The following is a 21,214-nucleotide window of genomic DNA, read 5'->3' on the forward strand; positions in this document are numbered from 1 at the left end:
TTCATGAGATATAATCTATTTGTTCCAAGTGGTTGTGAGTCATAAAACCTTCAAAGAGACATGTACCTTATATTTAGCAGGACATGCCTCTTTTTTATTTATTTTTTTGGGGATATGTCGAATTTTTGTTGCAGCGCTGGAGCGCTAAAAGACATCAAACGGTCGCATCATTTCGTAATCTTCATGCTCAAGCATGTGACAATGCCATACATAACGCCCGGTAAAGGGTCCGAAACGAGCAATAATCGTTGTAACGTAACCAAAGGGGGTTGCTACAGTATCTTTTAATCCCGTTTCATATGGATTAGGAGGAGTAGGGGGACCTGTGTAAATAAGTTCTCCAGTTTTCTGATAATGAGAAACATCAAAAGGTTGACGATCAAGAATTTGAAAATCAACCAAATGAATATGAATGGGGTGAGGATCATCATCAATGATATTGATGATTCGCCAGATTTCCACCGTATTTACTTCAATTCTTTCAGAAATGCGATCCATCCACATTTTTCCGTCTAATAGGTTTAAGGAGCGACCATATTGATCCTTCACTCTGACAAGTGTTAAATATCTTGTTCTCTTTGCCATACTTTGTGGGAGTCGTTCGAATGCTTCTAGATAAAAAGGAATTGAGCTGGTATCTGTACTTTTTAAGGGAACACCTACTCTGAATTGCATGATATCTATTGTTTCAGGGGACGCACTTTTCGTGACATTTTTGAGAATAATAGTTTGACCATAGTATTGAGAAAAATCAATGATCACATCTACTCGCTCGGCACTTAAAAGTACAAATTCGTTTATTCTTACTGTTGTCTCAAGAAACCCACTATCGGTCCCAATTTGATAAAATGGTTGATTGGATTCCATTCTTAATGTAAGGATTCGGCTATTGGATGCGTTCAAAATCCGAAATCGGTATTTTCTTGGTTCTACATTCAAAAATGGATACACCTTGCCGTTTATCAGAATGGTATCCGCATCAAAAGGGGGGACAAGGGAAGGATGAGGAAGGTTTGCATCGTTTTGATCCGGTTTGCTGGGGTAGTATAGGGATCCGTCCGGATTGAATGATCGGTCCACAATAAGTAGAGGGATTTCATAATTTCCTCTCGGAAGATTAAGGGATTGTTCATTAGGATCTCGAATGAAATAAAATCCAGCGAGTCCTGCGTAGATGTTCAATCTTGTAATTCCTACTGTGTGGTCGTGATACCATAACATCGTAGCTCGTTCAATATTTGGATACGTATAAACCTCTCGTTCAAACAAAGGCCCCGTTTGCTCGAAATTTCTCGTAAACCAAGCTTCAGGATAGCCATCACTATGAGCCGGCGTTCTTCCTCCGTGTAAATGCACAACGCTTCTTCCTTCTGGAAGAGTTATTTCCGAACCATGAATCGTATTATCAACGGGAAGAAAGTGCTTATTGGGCAGGTCGTTCATCCATTTAACAAACACGGTTTCATTCTTCATCACTTCAAACGTAGGACCTGGAAATGTTCCGTCATAACCCCATAAACGGGTTGGCCCGAGGTCTCTATGCAGCTTCTGAGAAAACTCTTTCATAGTCACTTCGTAATATGAACTATGACTACTTCGTTTCTTGGGAGACAACGTATTTGGAATAGGCAGTTCATCCACGAATTTTTGCAGTTTTATCTTTTCAGGCATAAGAATTGGGAGCCTCCCTATGGTTAGGATCATTATGTAATTTTATGATCTTGAACTTGTTCATTATGTTAGCTATATAGAGGAATAAAGGAGAAGCAAACAATATCTTACCTTCGTGCTATGACCCAGCAATTAATACAGTAACGATTGATGCTGCATGCTCTTGGTGTGTCAGCATCAGGAATATAATCGAGTGTTGAAGGCAGATCTAGGTCAGCAACTGGTTCATGTACGTTTGCAGGTGAGCGTATTGCGGTTCGAGCCCTTTTTTTTGAAGATGACGTAAATAGCCTTGTCAATACACAAAGAGTTGAATACCTTATGACATAACACAAAAGAGGAGGAGATTACATGAGCGAAGTAGGATATGGAAATGTTGGAGGTCTGGGTGGATACGGTGGTTTCACATCCACCGGCGCAATCCTTGTTCTGTTCATCTTGTTGGTCATCATCTCTAAAGCATTCCTGGTTTAATTCTTTCATCTTCTGAACAACCCTGCTGGCATCACGCCGGCAGGGTCTTTTTGTCATGATTGTATTACCTTCGAAGGCTTAATCAGGACTTGTGTTCATACAAAATACAATTTGAAAGCGTTTGACTTATTGAATTATCAATCTATAATTATGGAGTTATGCATTCAACATAGAATGGATGAAGTTAAGGAGAATAGGTTGGAATGACACTCAAAAAAAGAATCTTTTTGCTGTTTTTTCTCAGTGCGTTTATCCCCTTCATAAGTATATTTGCAATTTCCTACTACACCATTGATTCCATTTTTGCGAACAAAATCGATGATGGCATTCGGAGCAATTTACAGCAGGTAACTTCCTCACTGGAGAATTCGATCACCAACCTGAATCATGTTACTCAGCAATTGTCCTACAGTGGTACATTAGGCAAGAAGCTGGATGAGGTGTTGAAACCGTCCTCCAATATATTTGAATTGATTGAAACGCGGGATGAATTAAAGAGCGAATTAAATGTCGTGACGTTTACCAATCCGAATATCGGTTTGACGTTGTATTATTTTCAGGAGGATGGCACGACACAGTTCGGTAACTTTCCCATAAAGGATCGCTTTTCACCGGAATCTTTGCCTATGCTATCCAAAGCATATGGGATTACCTACTATGGTCCTCATGTCAGTATGAACAGGTTTGATGATCAGCTCGTTCTATCCGCTATGCGGAAGGTAAAACTGCCCCAGAGGGACGATGTTTATATTTACGTTGAATCCGGATTTCACCTTGCGCAGGATATATTGGGTTACAATCAGTACAAAGGGGATTTATCCCATCTGATTCTAGATGGAGAGGGAAACATTGTGTATAGTGAGATTCCGGAAGCGATGAAAGTCGGTGAGAATTTCTCCAGCTTATCCAAAGATGCGGCATCGGACGGAATAGCTCGCGGTCACCATTGGTTCAGACAGGACTCCACTCAGAACTGGAGTGTTGTATCGGTGATCTCGCAGGCCAAGTATCAACAGGAGAAAAACCAGTGGTTGCTTCAAATATTCCTGGTCGCTTTATTTTTCCTGGGCTTTACCGTATTTCTGGCTTGGCTGCTGTGGAAGATGGTCTATAAACCCCTCGGTCTGTTCCATTCGGAAATCAACGGAATGTCTCAGAACCCACAAACGACAGGTAGTCAGACCCGAACGCAAATTCCCGAATTCGATTTTCTGTTGGGCGAATTCTCCAATATGCAGCATCAAATCGGTGACCTTTTCAAAGAGGTACAGCTGAAGGAGAAAATTCGTGCAGATCTTGAAGTGGAAAAGCTGCTGTATCAGATTAATCCTCATTTTTTGATGAATACACTGGATACGGTACACTGGCTGGCCGTTATGAATGGACAAGGGGAGATTGACAAGCTGGTGCAGTCGCTGAATAAGCTGTTGTATTATAATTTGGGCAAATTAGGTCAGGTTTCCACGATGGAAGAGGAAATTGACGCGCTTAGACAGTACTTGATCTTGCAGCAAATCCGATATGACTTTGAATTTGATGTACGTATTTCGGCTGATGAGCAAGTGCTTCAAATACCAGTACCTCGTTTTATTCTACAGCCGTTAGTTGAAAATTCACTTTACCATGGACTGAGTGACGAAGGTTTTATTCAGATTGAAGTGACACGCAAAGAAACGTTGAACATTATGATTCAGGATAATGGAGCAGGTATGACGGAGGAAGCGATTGAAAGGCTTCTGAATAATCGTACACCTGAGCATAAAAAAGTAGGCATGGGCATCGGGCTCAATTATGTTCACCGCATGTTAAAAGCACAGTACGGGGATCAAGCTCAACTGGTGATCGAGAGTGAGTTGGGAACAGGGACAAGTATATTGCTTATACTTCCTATCAAAGGAGAAGATATCTCGGCATGATTAAGGTATTGATTGTGGATGACGATAAATTGGTACGAAAAGGAATAAGCTCCGCGATGCCATGGAACGAGTTCGGCATGGAGGTTGTTGGAGAAGCAAGTAATGGGGCCAAGGCGCTGGAATTTCTGGAATCCAACCCGGTAGATCTGATGTTAACGGATCTTGCGATGCCGGTAATGTCAGGCATTGAGCTAATGCGAGCCGCAAGGCAGCACTACCCGGAACTTCATATTGTCGTGCTTACCCTACATCAGGATTTTGATTATATCCAGGAAGCACTCAGGCTGGGAGCGATCGACTATATAGCCAAGGTTCAGCTTGAGAAGGAGCAATTTGAACACGTCCTGAATCGGATACATACCCGGATTGGTGAGTTGGCTAATACAAGACGAAAGCTGCCGCTAATCGGTGAAACCAACGTTCATTACCGTAAAGTGTATGCACTTGTTTCACTGGACCGGAAGTCCGGACAGAGCTGGCCGTTTGAACTTGAATCCAATGTAGACGAGATTCGCTTTGAAGTGGAACGGAACAGCTGGATGTGGGCGACACCCCTGAATGGTGAGGATCAACTATTTGACAGATTGAAGGGATACTTGGATCAAATTCCACAAGCAGCCCTGCTGGTATTGTCTGATGTGCAAGAACGGACATGGTCGCAAATCCAAAACTGGATTATGAACTATACAGAAACGTCCTTATTTTATGCGTATGACCCTCAAGATCCGGTGGTTGCCGTTTCGCTAGATGAAGAAGACTCCTTTCCAATAGAACCTCAGGATGAGGAGATGGATCGTATTAAACGAAGTTGGTTTCTGTCTCCATGGACTCATAACGACCATTATTACAACCAACTTATTGAAGAGTTTAAATCATTAAGACTGCAAAAAGGTCAGCTGATGGGATTACTGTACTCTCTGGTCATGGAGTGGAACCATCTTTTTGCCCAGACTACGCTGGGCAGAATCGCCATGATCCATTCTTTTCAATCCTGGTACGAAGTGGAACAGTGGACCAAGCAGACCTCTGAGAGTATTCGAAAGGCCGATGAACAGACTTCGTATTCTCAGGAAATGATAGATGGGGTGAAAAAAGCCGTGATGATCATGCAGAATGATTTGGATCAGGCTTTTACAGCTTCAGGGCTGTCCCAGCAGCTTAACATTAGCCGAAGCTATTTCAGCCAATGCTTCAAGGACATCATGGGCAAAACCTTTAACGATTATTCCCGATATATACGAATGGAGAAGTCAAAAGAGTATTTATTGAACACAAACAACACGATTTTCTGGATTGCAGAGCGGGTGGGTTATACGGATGAAAAATATTTCAGCCGAATTTTTCGCGAACTGACAGGCTTGCTGCCTAGTGAATTTCGACAGCTGGGCAGAGGGGACAAATAGCGTAGGTTCCGCATACCCAACTGAGAATCCGGATGAAAGAAGGGAAAGAGATGATCAAGAAGATGGCTGCGTGTATTGTTGTCGTCAGCTTGATTGCAGGTATAGTATTCTTCAGCATTTCGTACTTTCGGGAATCTCTGGAATCGTCAATGGGGCAAGCGCCAACCATATCTGACACTGCCGCCACCGAGCCATTCACCAAATATGAACATCCGGTCTCCATCCGGTTGGGATATGTGGTCGATCCGACAGGAACGGATCTCTCTGAAGGAGAGACATTAGAGAAGAATATGTGGAAAACGATGATTAAGCAAAACCTTAACATGGATGTTGAAGTCATGTGGCAGGTATCCAAGGAGAATTTCGGTCAGAAAATTGATTTGGCTATCGCCAGCAATGATTTACCAGATGCAATGATCGTTAATCAGGTTCAGTTGAATGAGATGGTCAAAGCAGGAGAAATTGAAGATCTGACCGAGGCATATGCAAGCAGCGCTTCACCCGAGATGAAGAAAATTATCGACAGCACGAATGGATTGGCTCGGGAACAAGTGACCTTTGAAGGGAAAATGATGGCTGTACCGTCTGTCACGGCGGAAGATTTCAGCATGCTCTGGATCAGGCAGGACTGGCTGGATCGTCTAGGATTGAAACCACCAAAAACGGTGGATGAACTGGAAGCGATCGCCAAGGCTTTTGTGGAGCAGGACCCGGATGGAAACGGGAAACGGGATACGATCGGGCTTGCTTCAAGCACGGGTCTATTTCAGGATTTTAACAACAGCGCATTTGCTTTTGATCTAACGCCGATTTTCTCGGCTTATGGGGCTTTCCCCGGATACTGGCTCGAAAAAGATGGAAAACCTGTGTACGGTTCGCTGCTGCCAGAGACAAGGAACGCCTTGGTTAGGCTTCGTGATATGTATGCCAAAGGTCTCCTTGATCCAGATCTGGGCATCCGCAAAGAACCAGAGGAAACCGTCATTAACGGACAGGCGGGCATGTTCTTTCAAGGTTTCTTTGCAGGATACTGGCCGCTTCCAAGCGCTTGGCTGAATGATCCAAAGGCTAACTGGCAGGCCTACGCGCTCCCGCTGGATGCAAACGGAGCCTATCATGTGAAGGTCGATAATCCTTCAAGCTCTTTCCTTGTGGTTCGAAAGGGATACGCTCATCCGGAGGCGATCATTAAAATAAACAATCTGTACCTTCGTGATGAGTTCAAGTATGGTACGAGTTTTATGCTAAGTCGCAATTTCTTTGCTCCGGCAGATGAAGCCCGATATGAATCCAAAGCTGTGCAGGATATTCTGGCAGGCACCAAAACACCAGCCGATTTCAAGGACAAGTCCGAATATAAACTGCTGGAAAATACAGTTTCGACGATAAAACAAACCAAGCTAAAGCCTTATGACCAACTTGGCATTTCATATTGGGACCAGCACAACGAGAATTTTATGCGAGGTTACTCTCTTCTTGTCGGAGGAAGAAACTTCTTTGATCCGAACATTCATAAAGTACGAAGTCTTACTTACAAGCGTACACCAGCAGTGGAGAGGTTGTGGGGCAAACTGTCCAAGCTGGAACATGATACATTTTTGAAAATTATTTTGGGTGCTGCGCCTATGGATTCATTCGATCAATTTGTAGAGGAGTGGAAGGAACAGGGGGGCGACCAAGTGACTGCTGAAGTGCTGGCTTCCCACAGTGCACACTTGAAGTAGCTAAGCATTAGACGATTCGATAACTTTTACAGGACTGTTCTGAATTCCCATCCATAGCCGGCATTCTCCTGTTCAAGGAGCTTGCTGGTTTTTTTATTTCACGTGCCTGATGAAGAGAGGATAGACAAATGTAAGTCGATAGGTAAGATAAATGCTCACAACCTCAATGCTGCTCGTTGAACCCAGCAAAAATTGTACACATTTCTCTATCCAAAGAAGCGTTTAATCCCTATCTCGATTAGGCTTCTCCAAGTTTTATAATGAAAGCGCAAACAACATGATAGAGAAATAAACAGAACGAAGGGGAGTTGAATTTGATGAGAAATAATTGGTCAATAAAAAGCAAACAGTTGACGAAACGACTGGCTGTGCTGTCCATGTCCGCCTTAATGGTTTCCATCCTTGCAGCATGTGGGGGGGCCTCCAATCCGCCGACTGCTGAGGATGCGGGCCAATATGAGGTGACACCTGGAGACCCATTCAGTGCCTATAAAGACGAAGTAACGGTAACGATGGGACGTGTTACGACGGCGAACCCGAAATTGCCCGCAGGAGATACATACGAGAATAATGCGTATACCCGTCTGGTCAAAGAATCGTTCAACGCACAAATTAAGGACCAATTTGAGGCCAATGGTGAAGATTACAGCCGTCAAGTTTCTCTTGCAATCGCTTCCGGGGAACTGCCTGACATGATGCGTGTGGATTCCAAGGATGAGCTCAAAGAACTGGTTGATAATGATTTGATTGAAGATATGACGGAAGTGTACAAACAATATGCTACGGATAATATCAAGCAGATTTACGACTCCTATGATGGCCGTGCACTGGACAATGCCACGATTGATGGACGTCTGATGGGTCTTCCGGCGACTTCGCTGGATTCTGCGCCAACCATGGTCTGGGTTCGGCAGGATTGGCTGGATGTGCTGGGAATCAAACTCGATGCTGACGGAGACGGTGCCATCAAGCTGGAAGATGTAGAGAAAACAGCAGAAGAGTTCCTGAAAAAAGATCCTGGGCAAACCGGGAAACCGGTAGGCATCCCTTTTGTGAACACTCTGAATACGACAGACTATAACGGATCTGCCTATACCATGCTGGGCGTCGCTTCTACCAAAGGCGCGTTTCCTCAATATTGGATGAATGGCGAGGACGGCAGCATCGTTTATGGCTCGACTACAGCGGAAACCAAACAGATGCTGGGTGTTATGGCCGACTGGTTCAAGAGAGGCATCATTGACCCGCAATTTGGAACCCGTACATTTGACGATATCACTGCACTTTACACCAACGGCCAGAGCGGGATTGCTTTTGGACCGTGGCACATCCCAGACTGGGGACTGAGCAGTGTCAAACAGATGGATAAACACGCGAAATTCACCGCTTACACGCTGGAAGATGAAGATGGCAAGGTAAATGTGGCACACGCCAATCCATCCGGTCAGTTTATCGTTGTGAGAAAAGGGTATGAGCACCCTGAGCTGGCCATTAAAATTATTAACCTGTTCTACGATAAATTGGCTAATGACAAAGACGTGGCAACCTCCATGCCAGAGGCAGCCAAATATTTGGAGAGCGGCGTAGACGGTTCCACCAGACCGTTTAACATTGAAGTCAACTCGGCTACATCGCTGCTGGATGATTACTCCGATGTCGTTCGCGGAATTAAAGGCGAGATTGGTCTGGATCAGGTCCGGACAACGGAATCGAAGAACAATATTGGCAGTATCCAAACGTACTTGAAAGACCAGGATACAGACGATATAACGGCTTGGTCGAAATATCACTCCCGTATGAACGGAGTGGGGCTGATCGACAAGCTGACCCAGGAAGGCAAATTCAACTGGATGACGCCAGCGTTCTCCGGAACTACTCCAAGCATGAAACAGACGTGGGCTAACCTGACCAAAATGGAACAGGAATCTTTCATCAAAATCATAACGGGTGCGGAACCGCTGGATTACTTCGAAACGTTCGTCAGCAACTGGAAGAAACAAGGCGGCGATCAGGTGATTCAGGAGATTGAAGCTGAAACCAAAACTCAAAAATAATAAGGCTAACACTGCTGACAGGCTGCGATAAGCAGCCTTTCTTCAGGAAAGGGGTTCATCCATGAAACAGGAAAATGTTAAAGCAAGAAACCGATTGGGCACAGGTGCCATGTATCATATGATGATGCTGCCGGGCATTTTATTTTTGCTGGTATTCAGCTACATTCCCATGGTTGGTGTCATTACGGCGTTTCAGGACTATGTACCAGCCAAAGGTATGTTTGGCTCCGAATTTGTTGGGCTCAAGCATTTTATTTATATGTTCAAACTGCCGGACATCGGCCAAGTGATTAGCAATACGTTGGTGATTGCCATCGCCAAGATTCTGCTCGGCACACTGATGGCCATCATTTTTTCCATTTTATTAAACGAGATTCGCTTTAAATTTGTTAAAAAATCCGTGCAGACGATTGTATATCTGCCTCACTTTTTGTCTTGGGTCGTTCTGGCCTCCGTGGTTGTTAACATGTTCAGCCTGGATGGAAGTGTGAATCAGATATTGGCCTTTTTCGGATTGGATAATATTAATTTTCTAGGAAGCAACACCTGGTTCCAGCCGCTGATTATTGGAACAGACGTATGGAAGGAATTCGGCTACAGTTCCATCGTTTATTTGGCAGCCATTACCTCGATTGATCCGGGTTTGTACGAAGCGTCAGGGATTGATGGAGCAAGCTGGTGGAGAAAAGTATGGCATATTACGTTGCCGGGTATGCTGCCAATTATCCTGCTCATGGGGGTCATGAGTCTGACCAATATTTTGAGTGCAGGCTTCGACCAAATCTACAATCTGTACAATCCGGTTGTCTATGAGTCGGGCGATATTCTGGATACCTATGTATACCGGATTGGTCTCGTTGGCAGACAGTATAGTTTTGGTACAGCTGTTGGACTGTTCAAGTCAGTGATTGGTATTGTTCTACTATTGTCAGCCAACCAATTGGCCAAAAAATACACCGACAGAAAAATATTCTAAGGAGGCGAAACTTGTGTCTTATTCCGCAAGCCTGAAAGACCGAATGGGCCGGTTTGTCATCTACGCCATCGTTATACTGCTGGCCTTGATCTGCCTCCTTCCATTATGGAATATCGTTGCGATTTCATTCAGCAGCAGCGAGGCTGTCTCGGCCAACAGCGTAGGTCTGTTACCCGTCAATTTTACGACAGCAGCTTATTCGAAAATTATTGATGATGCGCAGTTCTGGCGCTCCTTTGGCATTTCCGTTCTACGTGTGGTTCTATCCCTTGCGCTCAACATGATTCTTATTGTTTTGATGGCTTATCCGCTATCCAAGTCGAAAAGGGAATTTAAGGGCAGAAATATTTATATGAATGTCATGATTTTTGCCATGCTGTTCAGTGGTGGCATGATTCCCAGCTATCTGCTGATCAAAAACCTGGATATGCTCAATACAATTTGGTCGCTTGTCCTGCCAGGTGCTGTTCCAATATTCAGTGTCATCCTTGTAATGAACTTTTTCGCCGCAGTGCCGAAAGCGCTCGAAGAAGCGGCTTTCATTGACGGGGCGAACGCATTGCAGGTTCTGTTCAAAGTGTATGTTCCCGTCTCTATTCCGGCACTGGCGACGGTATCCCTGTTCAGTATCGTAGGCACGTGGAATGACTTCTTCAGTGGACTGATCTATATGACCAAAGTCAGCAATTATCCGCTGATGACCTATATTCAGTCGCTTAATGTAAATATTGCCGAACTTCTTCAAGCCGGCACGAACTCCGCTCAGCTCAGCAATCTGACTGAGATTTCGAACAAAAATCTGAATGCAGCCAAAATCGTAGTGGCTGTCATTCCGCTGCTGCTGATTTATCCGCTGCTGCAAAAATACTTTGTGACCGGAATTGTTGTGGGATCGGTAAAAGAATAAAAGATAAGGGTTGAAGGCGAAAAAAAGCCTTCAATCCTTATTTTTTGACGAAAAGAAGCTTCTGTAAAAAGACATCCAGTGCCATGGATTGGGAATGCTCCTTGTTGCGAATGATGGAGAAGCTGCGTTCCAGATGCAGCTGTCTGATTCGCAGCTCTTCGACTTCCCCGGTTGCCAGCTCCTTATGAACGATCCATCTGGATACCATCGCAATTCCGAGCCCGGCAGCAACAGCTTCCTTCACACCCTGACTGCTGGTGAAGACATAGGACCGCTTGGGACGGATCGCTGTCTGTTCCATAAAATGATCGCTGAAAGCACGTGTTCCCGAACCCAACTCACGAAGGACCCAGACCTGATCCTGAAGCATGTGCTGCTCTACCACGACGGAACCGGAGAGGGGATGGCCGGAAGGAGCTACAACAATCATTTCATCCTTCATATAAGGGATAACGTCAAGATCTGACGAGGCTTGCGCTTCACCCTCCACAAATCCAATATCCAGCTGATTTCCCCTAACCGCAGACAGAATCTCCTGGGTATTGCCAATAGTAACCTGAAGGTTGACCTGCGGATATTGAGCTGCGAATTCTGCCAGCTTCTTAGGCAAAATATATTCACCTATGGTGAAGCTGGCACCGATCTGAATACTTCCGGTCACTTCATCCCGCAGCATCTGGATCTCCTGCCTTGCTTCATCGTAGCGAGCCTGAATGACCTTGGCATGTCTGTAGAGGATCGCCCCCGCTTCAGTCAGAGATACCTGCTTTGGCGAACGATGTAGCAGTTTGGCTCCCAACTCATTCTCCAGATTTTTGATATGCAGGCTCACCCCCGGCTGGGACAGGTTCAACAATTCTGCGGCCTTCGAGAAATGGCTTTGCTCCGCAACGGTAACGAAGACCTTTAATGCATCAGTAATCATTATAATTCCTCATTTGTATAGTGAATTTTCATGGGAATAAGCCTATTGAACTCATTTTAGCATAAGATAGGCAATCAATCATAAGTTTTTGTAATGATTAGGATCGCAGATTCATATTTCACTTCTTATCATTCTGCTTCTATAGTGAGGATATACTTTATCCAATAAGGAAGTGCAGAGCTATGATCTTACAGACACAGTTGAGATTCGTCAAAAATATAAAAGTGGTTAGAAACCGGGGATTTTTGCAGGGGATTGGACTGACCTTACTACTCTCGTTCATTGCCAAGCTGCTGGGTTATCTGCCGTTTCTGAATATCATGGGACAATTGGTTATTGCCATTCTGCTTGGCATCCTGTACCGGGCCATACGAGGCGTACCGCTGAGCGCTCAATCCGGGATCTCCTTCTCGGGAAAACGATTGCTGCGATTCGGCATCATTCTGCTGGGGCTGAAGCTGAACCTGCTGGATATTGTCCATGCAGGCTACAAAGTGGTTGCGCTAGCGGCAATCAATGTTGCGGTTACGATCTTTGTCGTCTACGGACTGAGCAAGTGGTTAAAGATCGACAAAAGAATAGGGCTGCTGACTGCATGTGGAACAGCCATCTGCGGTGCCGCAGCCGTGGTCGCGATTGCGTCACAGATCAAGGCTAAAGATGAAGAAACCGCAGTAGGTGCAGCCACGGTGGCTATATTGGGCACCATTTTCACTCTGGCTTATACATTCCTGTATCCGGTATTGGGTTTAAGTGCGAATGGATATGGCGTTTTCACAGGCGCTACACTGCATGAAGTGGCCCATGTCATCGCGGGGGCTGCACCAGGAGGGCAAGCAGCACTGGATATGGCAGTTATCGTGAAGCTAACCCGGGTCGCGATGCTGGTCCCGATTGCGCTGATCATCGGTTTGTGGAGTGGACGACAGGCGCGTGGGGGAGAGCAACAATCAGCTAAAGGAATCCGGTGGCGTGAATTGCCTGTACCCTGGTTCATTTTCGGTTTTCTGGCGATGAGTGGATTAAATACGCTGGGTATTATTCCGCAAGAGATGATCTCGGGGCTTCTGGTTCTTTCCTATATGCTGCTTGCGATGGCCATGGCTGGATTGGGGTTAGGTGTGGATATTGCTACCTTCCGCCGTATGGGCAAAAAGCCTTTCTTGGCAGGGCTGCTTGGCTCTATTGTTTTGTCGGTAATCGGCTTCGTGCTGGTTTGTGTTTTTGGTCTGAACTAGGTCGTTTGTTTAAACTCAGGCAGGCCACAACGAACACTCTTCTGCAAGCCGAATGACTCAACCAAACACAACAAAAAGCACGCATTGACTCTTAGTGGATCAATGTGTGCTTTTTGTTGTTCGACAGATGGTGATCATCAGATCCAGAAGAACACGACCAATGAAATGACGAACATCATGCAAATATCATGCCGAAAATATAAATATTTTCCTTTTATGGTTGAAAAGTCCGAAATGCACACAGGAAAGTCTGGATAACGATGTACTTTATGTTCGCAAGTATTCAGGTTGTACGTAAACATCCGAAAAGGAACATTAGAAGTCCGAATACCGTATCTAGGGGTCCGATAAGGAGAATGGGAAGCGGTTTATACTGAAGCTAATCCAGCGATGGAAGATCCAAGTAAGATAGCAGGATGAGTATTTTAATAAGGGGGTGATGATCGGCGCAGAGAAATAGGCTGGAATTCAACCGTTCGTTTATTGAATAACAATTTTGCTAATAACCTGAGGAGGAATTTAATGCGCAACAAGTATATCGTATGGTCACTCGTATTGACACTACTAGTCTCGAATTTATTTCTGACTGTCGGATCCCCAGCTTCTGTATCAGCAGCAGGAGGACCAGACTTGGCACAGGGCAAAAATGTTACTGCGAGCGGATACAACCAAACATACAGCCCGACCAATGTGATTGACAACAACCAAGCAACCTATTGGGAAAGTACCAACAGCGCTTTCCCCCAATGGATTCAAGTGGATCTAGGAAGCAACACCAACATTGACCAAATCGTATTGAAGATTCCGGCAGCATGGGAAAAGAGAACCCAAACCATAACCGTGCAAGGCAGCACGAACGGTTCAACCTTTACGGACATCAAGGGTTCCGCGGATTATGTATTTGATCCATCCGTTGGGGAGAACTCGGTTACCGTCGATTTTCCTGCTGTCGAGACAAGGTACGTTCGCTTAAGCGTAACGGGTAATTCCGAGTGGCCGGCAGCTCAACTGTCTACATTTGAAATCTACGGCCCGAGCAGTGAGGGACCAACTGTACCTGGCCCCGATCCTGTGGAGCCTCCACTCCCTACAGAGGGAAGCAACATTGCCAGTGGTAAGTCGATTACTGCATCGTCCAGCACCTTAAACTTCGTAGCTGCGAATGCAAACGATAACAATATCAATACGTACTGGGAAGGCGGCAGCAATCCAAGCGCATTGACGCTGGATCTCGGTTCGAATCATAAGATTTCATCCATCGTGCTGAAGCTGAACCCGGATTCCGTCTGGAGCACGCGTACACAGACCATTCAAGTGCTCGGACATAATCAGGACACAACAACGTTCAGCAATCTGGTATCCTCACAATCGTATACATTCAACCCAGCTTCCGGCAACACCGTGACCATTCCCGTATCAGCAACGGTTAAACGTCTGCAACTGAACATTACGGCGAACTCAGGCGCTCCGGCTGGGCAAATTGCTGAATTTCAAGTGTTTGGCACACCTGCACCCAATCCTGATCTGACGATTACAGGCATGTCCTGGTCTCCGTCTTCTCCAGTGGAGAACAACTCAATAACGCTTAATGCCATCGTCAAAAACATTGGCTCTGCTGCTTCTCCAGCTTCTACCGTGAACTTCTATTTAAACAACGAACTGGCTGGTTCATCACCGGTAACTGCTCTGCAAGCAGGAGCTTCAACAACGGTCTCGCTTAATGCAGGTAATAAAGGAGCTGCATCATATACGCTCAGCGCCAAGGTGGATGAGAATAACCAGATCATCGAAGAGAATGAAGGAAACAACAATTACACGCACTCCTCAGCTTTGGTGGTTGCGCCAATCACAAGTTCTGATCTTGTAGGCACGGTCTCTTGGAGTCCCAGCAACCCTACAGCAAACAGTGCAGTAACGTTTACGGTTAATCTGAAAAATCAAGGCAACATGGCCTCCGCAGGCGGTGTGCACGGAGTTACGGTTGTTCTCAAGAATGCTGCCGGAGCAACGCTTCAGACGTATAACGGTTCCTATAACGGCACATTGGCACCGGGAGCTTCAGTCAATGTCAATGCTGGAACGTGGACTGCTGCCACCGGTAATTACAATGTGACAACTACCGTAGCAGTGGATACTAATGAAGCTCCGGTAAAACAAACGAATAACGTAGTTACAACAAGTTTGAACGTATATTCTGCCCGTGGTGCAAGCATGCCTTATACCCGTTATGATACGGAAGATGCTACGCGTGGCGGCAGTGCCGCACTGAAGTCCGCACCGACTTTTGATCAGGCATTGACGGCTTCGGAAGCATCTGGGCAGAAATATATCGCTCTTCCTTCCAACGGTTCTTATGCACAATGGACAGTTAGACAAGGGGAGGGAGGCGCAGGTGTAACCATGCGCTTCACGATGCCGGATTCCACAGATGGCATGGGGCTTAACGGTGCCCTTGACGTCTATGTTAACGGTTCCAAGGCCAAAACAGTTCCCCTGACCTCTTATTACAACTGGCAGTACTTCTCCAGCGATCATCCGGGAGATACGCCAAGTGCGGGACGTCCGTTGTTCCGTTTTGATGAAGTGCACTGGAAAATGGATACGCCTCTAAAAGCTGGAGACACCATTCGTATTCAGAAAAACAATGGAGATAGCTTGGAGTACGGTGTGGATTTTCTCGAAATCGAACCCGTTCAGGCTGTGATTCCGCGCCCGGCTAACTCCGTCTCTGTAAGTGATTTTGGTGCGATTGCTAACGATGGAAAAGACGATCTTGCTGCATTCGAAGCAGCAGTCCAATCCGCGGTTTCCACAGGCAAGACGTTATATATCCCGGAGGGCACCTTCCATCTCAGCAATATGTGGAAGATTGGCACACCGACGAATATGATTAATAACCTCACCATTGTGGGTGCAGGGATCTGGCATACCAACATCCAGTTTACCAACCCCAATGCAGCCTCTGGCGGGATTTCGTTCCGTGTGCAGGGCAAGCTGGATTTCAGCAATATTTATATGAATTCCATGCTGCGTTCACGCTATAACGAAAATGCAGTCTACAAAGGTTTTATGGACAATTTCGGCAAAGATTCAAAGTTCAGCAATGTATGGGTCGAACACTTTGAATGCGGTTTCTGGGTAGGGGATTACGCCCATACACCTGCAATCATTGCCGATGGCCTGGTGATCGAGAACAGCCGTATTCGGAATAACCTTGCGGACGGCGTCAACTTTGCCCAAGGTACGAGCAATTCAACTGTTCGCAACAGCAGTGTTCGCAACAATGGTGATGATGGTCTGGCCGTATGGACCAGCAACGTGAACGGTGCGCCTGCAGGCGTGAACAACACCTTCTCGTTCAACACGATTGAGAATAACTGGCGCGCAGCAGGCATTGCATTTTTCGGTGGAAGCGGACATAAGGCAACCAACAACCTGATTGTTGACACGGTTGGCGGTTCGGCGATTCGGATGAACACGGTTTTCCCTGGATACCATTTCCAAAATAACACAGGTATTGTGTTCTCTGATACAACGATCATTAACAGCGGCACAAGCAAAGATCTGTACAATGGGGAACGTGGAGCCATTGATCTTGAAGCTTCCAACGATTCCATCAAGAACGTTACGTTTACCAACATCGATATTCTCAATACGCAGCGCAGTGCCGTTCAATTCGGATACGGAGGCGGTTTCCAGAACATTGTGTTTAACAACATCAATATTAATGGTACCGGTCTGGACGGAATTGAGACATCCAGGTTCACAACTCCGCATAAAGGTGCAGCCATTTACACCTATACAGGAAATGGCTCTGCCACATTCAATAATCTGACAACCAGCAACATTGCCAATCCTAATGTAAATCAGATTCAAAGTGGGTTTAATTTGATTATTCAATAAATTTTTTCAACAAAAACAGGGAGCTCTAAGAGTTCCCTGTTTGTTTAGGTTAAGTGGAGGAGGAAAGGGTGAACATGGATCCGGTTCTGAAATACGGCAAGACAGCAATTGCCGAAGGAAGATTTAAGATATCCCATATTTTTTTCTATAGTGACTTAGTGTCAGTAGAGGCCAAATATATGTATAGCTGTGATAGTGGGAATAGAAGTTGCCGGGGAGACCGGCGCCAGTTGGATAAGAGGTTCTCCAATCGTTTTCGCGTATGGATGCAATAAGCCTTAAGATGCCTTGATTCACTTCGGGTGTGGGTTTGGGTTGAACAGCGATAAGGGCGTCAAGCGCCCAAGCAGTTTGGGAGGGAGTGCTTTCCCCTAAGGGTACATAGCGTAGAAGTCGGTCACTTTGGCAGGATTCTCCCCATCCACCGTCGGAATTCTGGATGCTTAAGAGCCATTGGGTTCCTTTTTGCACTGTATCATGGCTTGCAGGTAGCCCAACAGCCGTAAGACCGGTTAATGCAGCCCAAGTACCGTAGATATAACATACACCCCATCTTCCGTACCATGAGCCATCCTTCTCCTGGTTTCGAATAAGCCATTTCGTTCCACGGTTGATCCATTCATGCCTGGTATCAAGCCCGGCGAAGTTTCCGAGATACTCCAGAGTACGTCCTGTTAGATCAGCCTCCGATGGGTCTGTAGCCGCAGATTTGGCACCGTCGATGGCGAGCCAGGTGAGCACTTCCTTGTTTGTATTTTTTTCGAATGCCGGCCAGCCGCCGTCTTTATTTTGCATGGACAGAACCCAATTCAGCCCGCGATTCCAGGATTCCTGAAAAGTTGGAAGCGTGGTGGACAAGCTTCGGATTGCCCGTAAAGCTGCTGTTGTATCATCCACGTCTGGATTGAGCGTATTCGACTCCGAAAATCCCCATCCTCCAGGGACTGTATTCGGATTATGAATGCTCCAGTCGGCTGTTTTATCTTGCTGACGGGAGAACAAATAGGAGGCCGCACGTTGAATAGCCTTATGGTCATCGGTAATGGAAGCCTCCTGTAATGCGTAGGTAATCAGAGCCGTATCCCATACAGTGGATGGGGAGTTTTGAATTGTCGTTTTACCTTCAGAAGAACGGCACTGCATGGCAGTGAGTCCGGTTACGGCTTTTGTAATCAGGGGATGCTGATTATCGTATTTTAGGGCCAATAAGGCAAAAACCATCAGAATGGTACTGCTGGCATAACTGTATAAAGTGCCGTCAGACTCAATCCGCTCTATCATAAACTGTTCCGCCTTGGTTCTTGCAGTGTCGTGAATGTGGCGAGGGTTGCCTAGGAGTCTGCTTCTCCCGGTTTGAATATCGTCCTGCATTTCCTGATATTCTCGGGAAGTTGACTCATCTGCAACAATTCGCAAGTCGGTCAGATCAGACAGATCGGGAGCATCTGGTATGGTGAGGGAGAAGCGCAGGTCTGCCATAATGAGCATTGGGGTGAGGTGGACTCTAGAATAACCGGAAAATTCGAAATAGTTGATGGGAAAATAGGTAGGGAACATCAGTATCTCCAGGGGGATCATCGAGATGGATAAAGGCCATTTCATTTGTCCGGTAGCGGCGAGTATTGCTTTGGTCAAAATGCTCGTTACTTTCCCGATACCTCCTTTGGACTGAATATAACGTTTGGCCCTTTGGATTGGCTCGTCCGTACTCTGGCTGTACCCGGAGTATAGCAGAGCGTAGTAGGCTTCAACCGATGCAGATAAATTTCCTTCCTCTTCATCGGGGTATAGTCTCCAGCATCCACTCGGTTGCTGCTCGTTAAGGATACGATCATGTAACTGCCGGATCAGCGCTTCATTCTGAACATCCAATATCCGAAAGAGAATGATGACATATGCATCAATTACTGTACCGTTCTCAAAACAAAAATGCCAGGAACCGTCTTGTTGCTGCTGTTGAAGCAAGGAAGTCGTCATCCGCCTAATTTCCTCATCAACTTCGCTCAGTACATGGCCCATTCCACGGATACCTCCAAAGTACGTCATTTATATATTATATGATGACAAACAGGGGGAAATGAGGAGGGGATGAAAATGAGGGTAAAATCAGGTCGACTCATGTTTTTTACAATTTAAAATAAAAAAATGAATTTTACTATTGAAATATCTTCCAATAAAGTGTATAAATATCTTTGTTAACGCTTACAAGAATTTGATCTATTTCTTTCTCCGAGACTCTTCAAAAAGGAGGTGTGAGTACTACGAACATGCAACAACTGAAAAATGGACGACTTGCTTTGAAAAATGAAATCGATTTCATTTTTGGGGAATTCAATATTTGGGAGCTCAAATTAAATCATTCAAAGGAGATATGTGTATGAAGATATGGAAAAAGAGCGTGTTAGTGTTACTGTCCACTTTTCTGCTAACTACGGGTTCGTATGTGCCTAAGACCGCCCATGCAGCGGGTGAACAGGTGGAGGTATGGATTTCAACTTCAGACCCCAATTCCGAACCGGCTGTAGGGCTAAGAACGGATGCCAGGCTCACCAAGATTGCATCCAAAAACTTCAGCAGCAGCTCAGGCAATGCGGATGTTACCATAACCGTAAACGAAAACAAAACGTATCAGCAAATGGATGGATTTGGCGTATCATTAACGGATGCTTCCGCATGGCTCATGAACTACAAGCTGGATAACAGCAAGCGCGCGGAAGTGATGGAGAAGTTGTTTGGCAACACAGGAATCGGACTCAGTTTATTGAGACAGCCGATTGGCAGCTCCGATTTTGCCTGGGCAGCCTACACCTATGCGGATACGCCAAATGAGACTTCACTCAACCAATTCACGATTGACCGGGACAAGGCTTACATCCTGCCCATGGTCAAAGCGGCAATTGCTAAGAATCCTAATATCAAAGTGATGGGTTCCCCATGGAGTGCGCCTGCCTGGATGAAATATTCCAACAATCTGAACGGTGGCAAACTGAAAGCGGAGCATTACGGCACATATGCGAATTATTTTAAAAAATACATCGAAGCCTACCAGGCTGAAGGCGTACCCATCTATGCTGTAACGTTGCAAAACGAGCCAATGTACGAGCCATCCCACTATCCTTCCATGGGTATGGATGCACAGGATCAGACTGGCTTTATCGGTGATTACCTTGGACCAACGCTCCGGAATGCCGGAATCAACACCAAGATTATTGCATTCGACCATAACTTTCTGGATTGGAACTTCCCGAACCAGGTCATTACAAATCTGAAGAACGCAGGCAAGGGCAGCTACGTATCAGGCAGCGCATTCCACCACTATGATAGCGGTGACGGTTCGACAATGACCTCCATTCATAACAATCATCCAGACAAGGACGTTTGGTTCACAGAGGGTGGTTTTGGTAACTGGAATGATCCGCAGAATGGAACCTCATCAGGCTTCGATAATATGATGAATGAGTTCATTAATATTACGAGAAACTGGTCCAAATCGATTATTCTCTGGAATGCTGCCCTGGATCAGAAAGACGGTCCAGCTTTGCTTTCACCGAACAATACGAATAAAGGCATGATTACGATCCGCAACTCGGACAACCGTAATGACGCTCCCGAAAATAATGTCACATATCACAAACAATATTATTTGCTGGGTCACTTTAGTAAATTTGTTGTACCAAATGCATACCGCATTGATAGCAACACCGGATCTGAAGTTAAAAATGTAGCTTTCCGCAATCCGGACGGTTCCAAAGTGGTTGTCGCCTACAACTCTTCCAGTTCGTCGAAAAATGTGAAGATCCAATGGGGCAGCCAAAGCTTCGTTGTCACTATTCCAGGCAAGTCTGCTATGACGTATAAATGGTATGGAAATGTTTCTTAAGGGGTAGCAGGGATTCAGATTCCCACAACCAGGAAGCTAGGAGCCGCGAGCAGTCGCGGCTCTTTTCATTTGCTTTTATTAATGTCATCCATCCTATACATTCGTTGTGAATTTTACATATTCAAGGGTTTTACAATTTTGAT

General features: G+C 45.6%; 13 protein-coding genes. 10 read left to right on the forward strand and 3 right to left on the reverse strand.

Annotated elements, in window-relative coordinates:
• Positions 1-144 precede the first annotated feature (144 nt).
• On the reverse strand, positions 145-1,671 hold the full coding sequence (locus tag QP794_RS13095; RefSeq protein ID WP_285077121.1) for a multicopper oxidase family protein: 1,527 nt from the start codon (positions 1,669-1,671) through the stop codon (positions 145-147).
• Positions 1,672-2,022: 351 nt separating this feature from the next.
• Here QP794_RS13095 and QP794_RS13100 point away from each other — a divergent pair, with 351 nt between their 5' ends.
• The 7 genes from QP794_RS13100 (at position 2,023) to QP794_RS13130 (ending at position 11,125) form a co-directional block, all read left to right on the forward strand.
• Positions 2,023-2,145 carry a sporulation protein YjcZ gene (locus QP794_RS13100; protein WP_143805268.1) on the forward strand — a complete coding sequence of 41 codons (123 nt, stop codon included), beginning with the start codon at positions 2,023-2,025 and terminating at the stop codon, positions 2,143-2,145.
• Between the two features lie 203 nt (positions 2,146-2,348).
• Positions 2,349-4,061, forward strand: a complete 1,713-nt coding sequence (locus tag QP794_RS13105; RefSeq protein WP_285077124.1) for a sensor histidine kinase — start codon at positions 2,349-2,351, stop codon at positions 4,059-4,061.
• Positions 4,058-5,464 (forward strand): response regulator transcription factor, encoded by a 1,407-nt coding sequence (locus tag QP794_RS13110; RefSeq protein WP_285077126.1) that lies wholly within the window; start codon positions 4,058-4,060, stop codon positions 5,462-5,464. Before QP794_RS13105 ends, QP794_RS13110 begins: the two co-directional genes overlap by 4 nt.
• A gap of 32 nt (positions 5,465-5,496) precedes the next feature.
• Positions 5,497-7,188, forward strand: coding sequence for an extracellular solute-binding protein (locus QP794_RS13115; RefSeq protein WP_285077127.1), 1,692 nt, complete (start codon positions 5,497-5,499; stop codon positions 7,186-7,188).
• Positions 7,189-7,505: 317 nt separating this feature from the next.
• Positions 7,506-9,242 (forward strand): type 2 periplasmic-binding domain-containing protein, encoded by a 1,737-nt coding sequence (locus QP794_RS13120; protein WP_094936518.1) that lies wholly within the window; start codon positions 7,506-7,508, stop codon positions 9,240-9,242.
• A gap of 61 nt (positions 9,243-9,303) precedes the next feature.
• The gene (locus tag QP794_RS13125) at positions 9,304-10,218 is read left to right on the forward strand and encodes an ABC transporter permease (protein WP_079344427.1); all 915 of its coding nucleotides are present in this window, start codon (positions 9,304-9,306) and stop codon (positions 10,216-10,218) included.
• A gap of 13 nt (positions 10,219-10,231) precedes the next feature.
• Entirely contained in the window at positions 10,232-11,125 is an 894-nt protein-coding gene (locus QP794_RS13130; RefSeq protein WP_285077128.1) for a carbohydrate ABC transporter permease, read from the forward strand.
• Positions 11,126-11,162: 37 nt separating this feature from the next.
• Here QP794_RS13130 and QP794_RS13135 read toward each other — a convergent pair whose 3' ends face one another.
• A complete protein-coding gene (locus QP794_RS13135; RefSeq protein ID WP_285077130.1) occupies positions 11,163-12,050 on the reverse strand; it encodes a LysR family transcriptional regulator in 888 nt (295 codons plus the stop codon).
• A gap of 182 nt (positions 12,051-12,232) precedes the next feature.
• On the opposite strand from QP794_RS13135, the gene QP794_RS13140 reads away from it, so the two are divergent.
• Together QP794_RS13140 and QP794_RS13145 are read left to right on the forward strand one after the other, a co-directional pair.
• On the forward strand, positions 12,233-13,288 hold the full coding sequence (locus tag QP794_RS13140; protein ID WP_285077132.1) for a YeiH family protein: 1,056 nt from the start codon (positions 12,233-12,235) through the stop codon (positions 13,286-13,288).
• Between the two features lie 522 nt (positions 13,289-13,810).
• Entirely contained in the window at positions 13,811-17,191 is a 3,381-nt protein-coding gene (locus tag QP794_RS13145) for a galactose-binding domain-containing protein (protein ID WP_285077134.1), read from the forward strand.
• Positions 17,192-17,314: 123 nt separating this feature from the next.
• On the opposite strand, the gene shc is transcribed toward QP794_RS13145, so the two are convergent.
• Complete coding sequence (gene shc, locus QP794_RS13150) at positions 17,315-19,210, reverse strand: squalene--hopene cyclase (RefSeq protein ID WP_285077135.1); 1,896 nt, start codon at positions 19,208-19,210, stop codon at positions 17,315-17,317.
• Positions 19,211-19,568: 358 nt separating this feature from the next.
• Here shc and QP794_RS13155 point away from each other — a divergent pair, with 358 nt between their 5' ends.
• The gene (locus QP794_RS13155; RefSeq protein ID WP_285077138.1) at positions 19,569-21,071 is read left to right on the forward strand and encodes a glycoside hydrolase family 30 protein; all 1,503 of its coding nucleotides are present in this window, start codon (positions 19,569-19,571) and stop codon (positions 21,069-21,071) included.
• Positions 21,072-21,214: the final 143 nt, after the last annotated feature.

This window comes from Paenibacillus sp. UMB7766-LJ446 (assembly GCF_030226665.1).
GTDB classification, from domain to species: Bacteria; Bacillota; Bacilli; order Paenibacillales; family Paenibacillaceae; genus Paenibacillus; species Paenibacillus vandeheii.

Coding starts and splice junctions, on each gene's coding strand:
- QP794_RS13095 (WP_285077121.1), bottom strand. CDS start 1,671: ATGCCTGAAAAGATAAAACTGCAAAAATTCGTGGATGAACTGCCTATT.
- QP794_RS13100 (WP_143805268.1), top strand. CDS start 2,023: ATGAGCGAAGTAGGATATGGAAATGTTGGAGGTCTGGGTGGATACGGT.
- QP794_RS13105 (WP_285077124.1), top strand. CDS start 2,349: ATGACACTCAAAAAAAGAATCTTTTTGCTGTTTTTTCTCAGTGCGTTT.
- QP794_RS13110 (WP_285077126.1), top strand. CDS start 4,058: ATGATTAAGGTATTGATTGTGGATGACGATAAATTGGTACGAAAAGGA.
- QP794_RS13115 (WP_285077127.1), top strand. CDS start 5,497: ATGAAAGAAGGGAAAGAGATGATCAAGAAGATGGCTGCGTGTATTGTT.
- QP794_RS13120 (WP_094936518.1), top strand. CDS start 7,506: ATGAGAAATAATTGGTCAATAAAAAGCAAACAGTTGACGAAACGACTG.
- QP794_RS13125 (WP_079344427.1), top strand. CDS start 9,304: ATGAAACAGGAAAATGTTAAAGCAAGAAACCGATTGGGCACAGGTGCC.
- QP794_RS13135 (WP_285077130.1), bottom strand. CDS start 12,050: ATGATTACTGATGCATTAAAGGTCTTCGTTACCGTTGCGGAGCAAAGC.
- QP794_RS13140 (WP_285077132.1), top strand. CDS start 12,233: ATGATCTTACAGACACAGTTGAGATTCGTCAAAAATATAAAAGTGGTT.
- QP794_RS13145 (WP_285077134.1), top strand. CDS start 13,811: ATGCGCAACAAGTATATCGTATGGTCACTCGTATTGACACTACTAGTC.
- shc (WP_285077135.1), bottom strand. CDS start 19,210: ATGGGCCATGTACTGAGCGAAGTTGATGAGGAAATTAGGCGGATGACG.
- QP794_RS13155 (WP_285077138.1), top strand. CDS start 19,569: ATGAAGATATGGAAAAAGAGCGTGTTAGTGTTACTGTCCACTTTTCTG.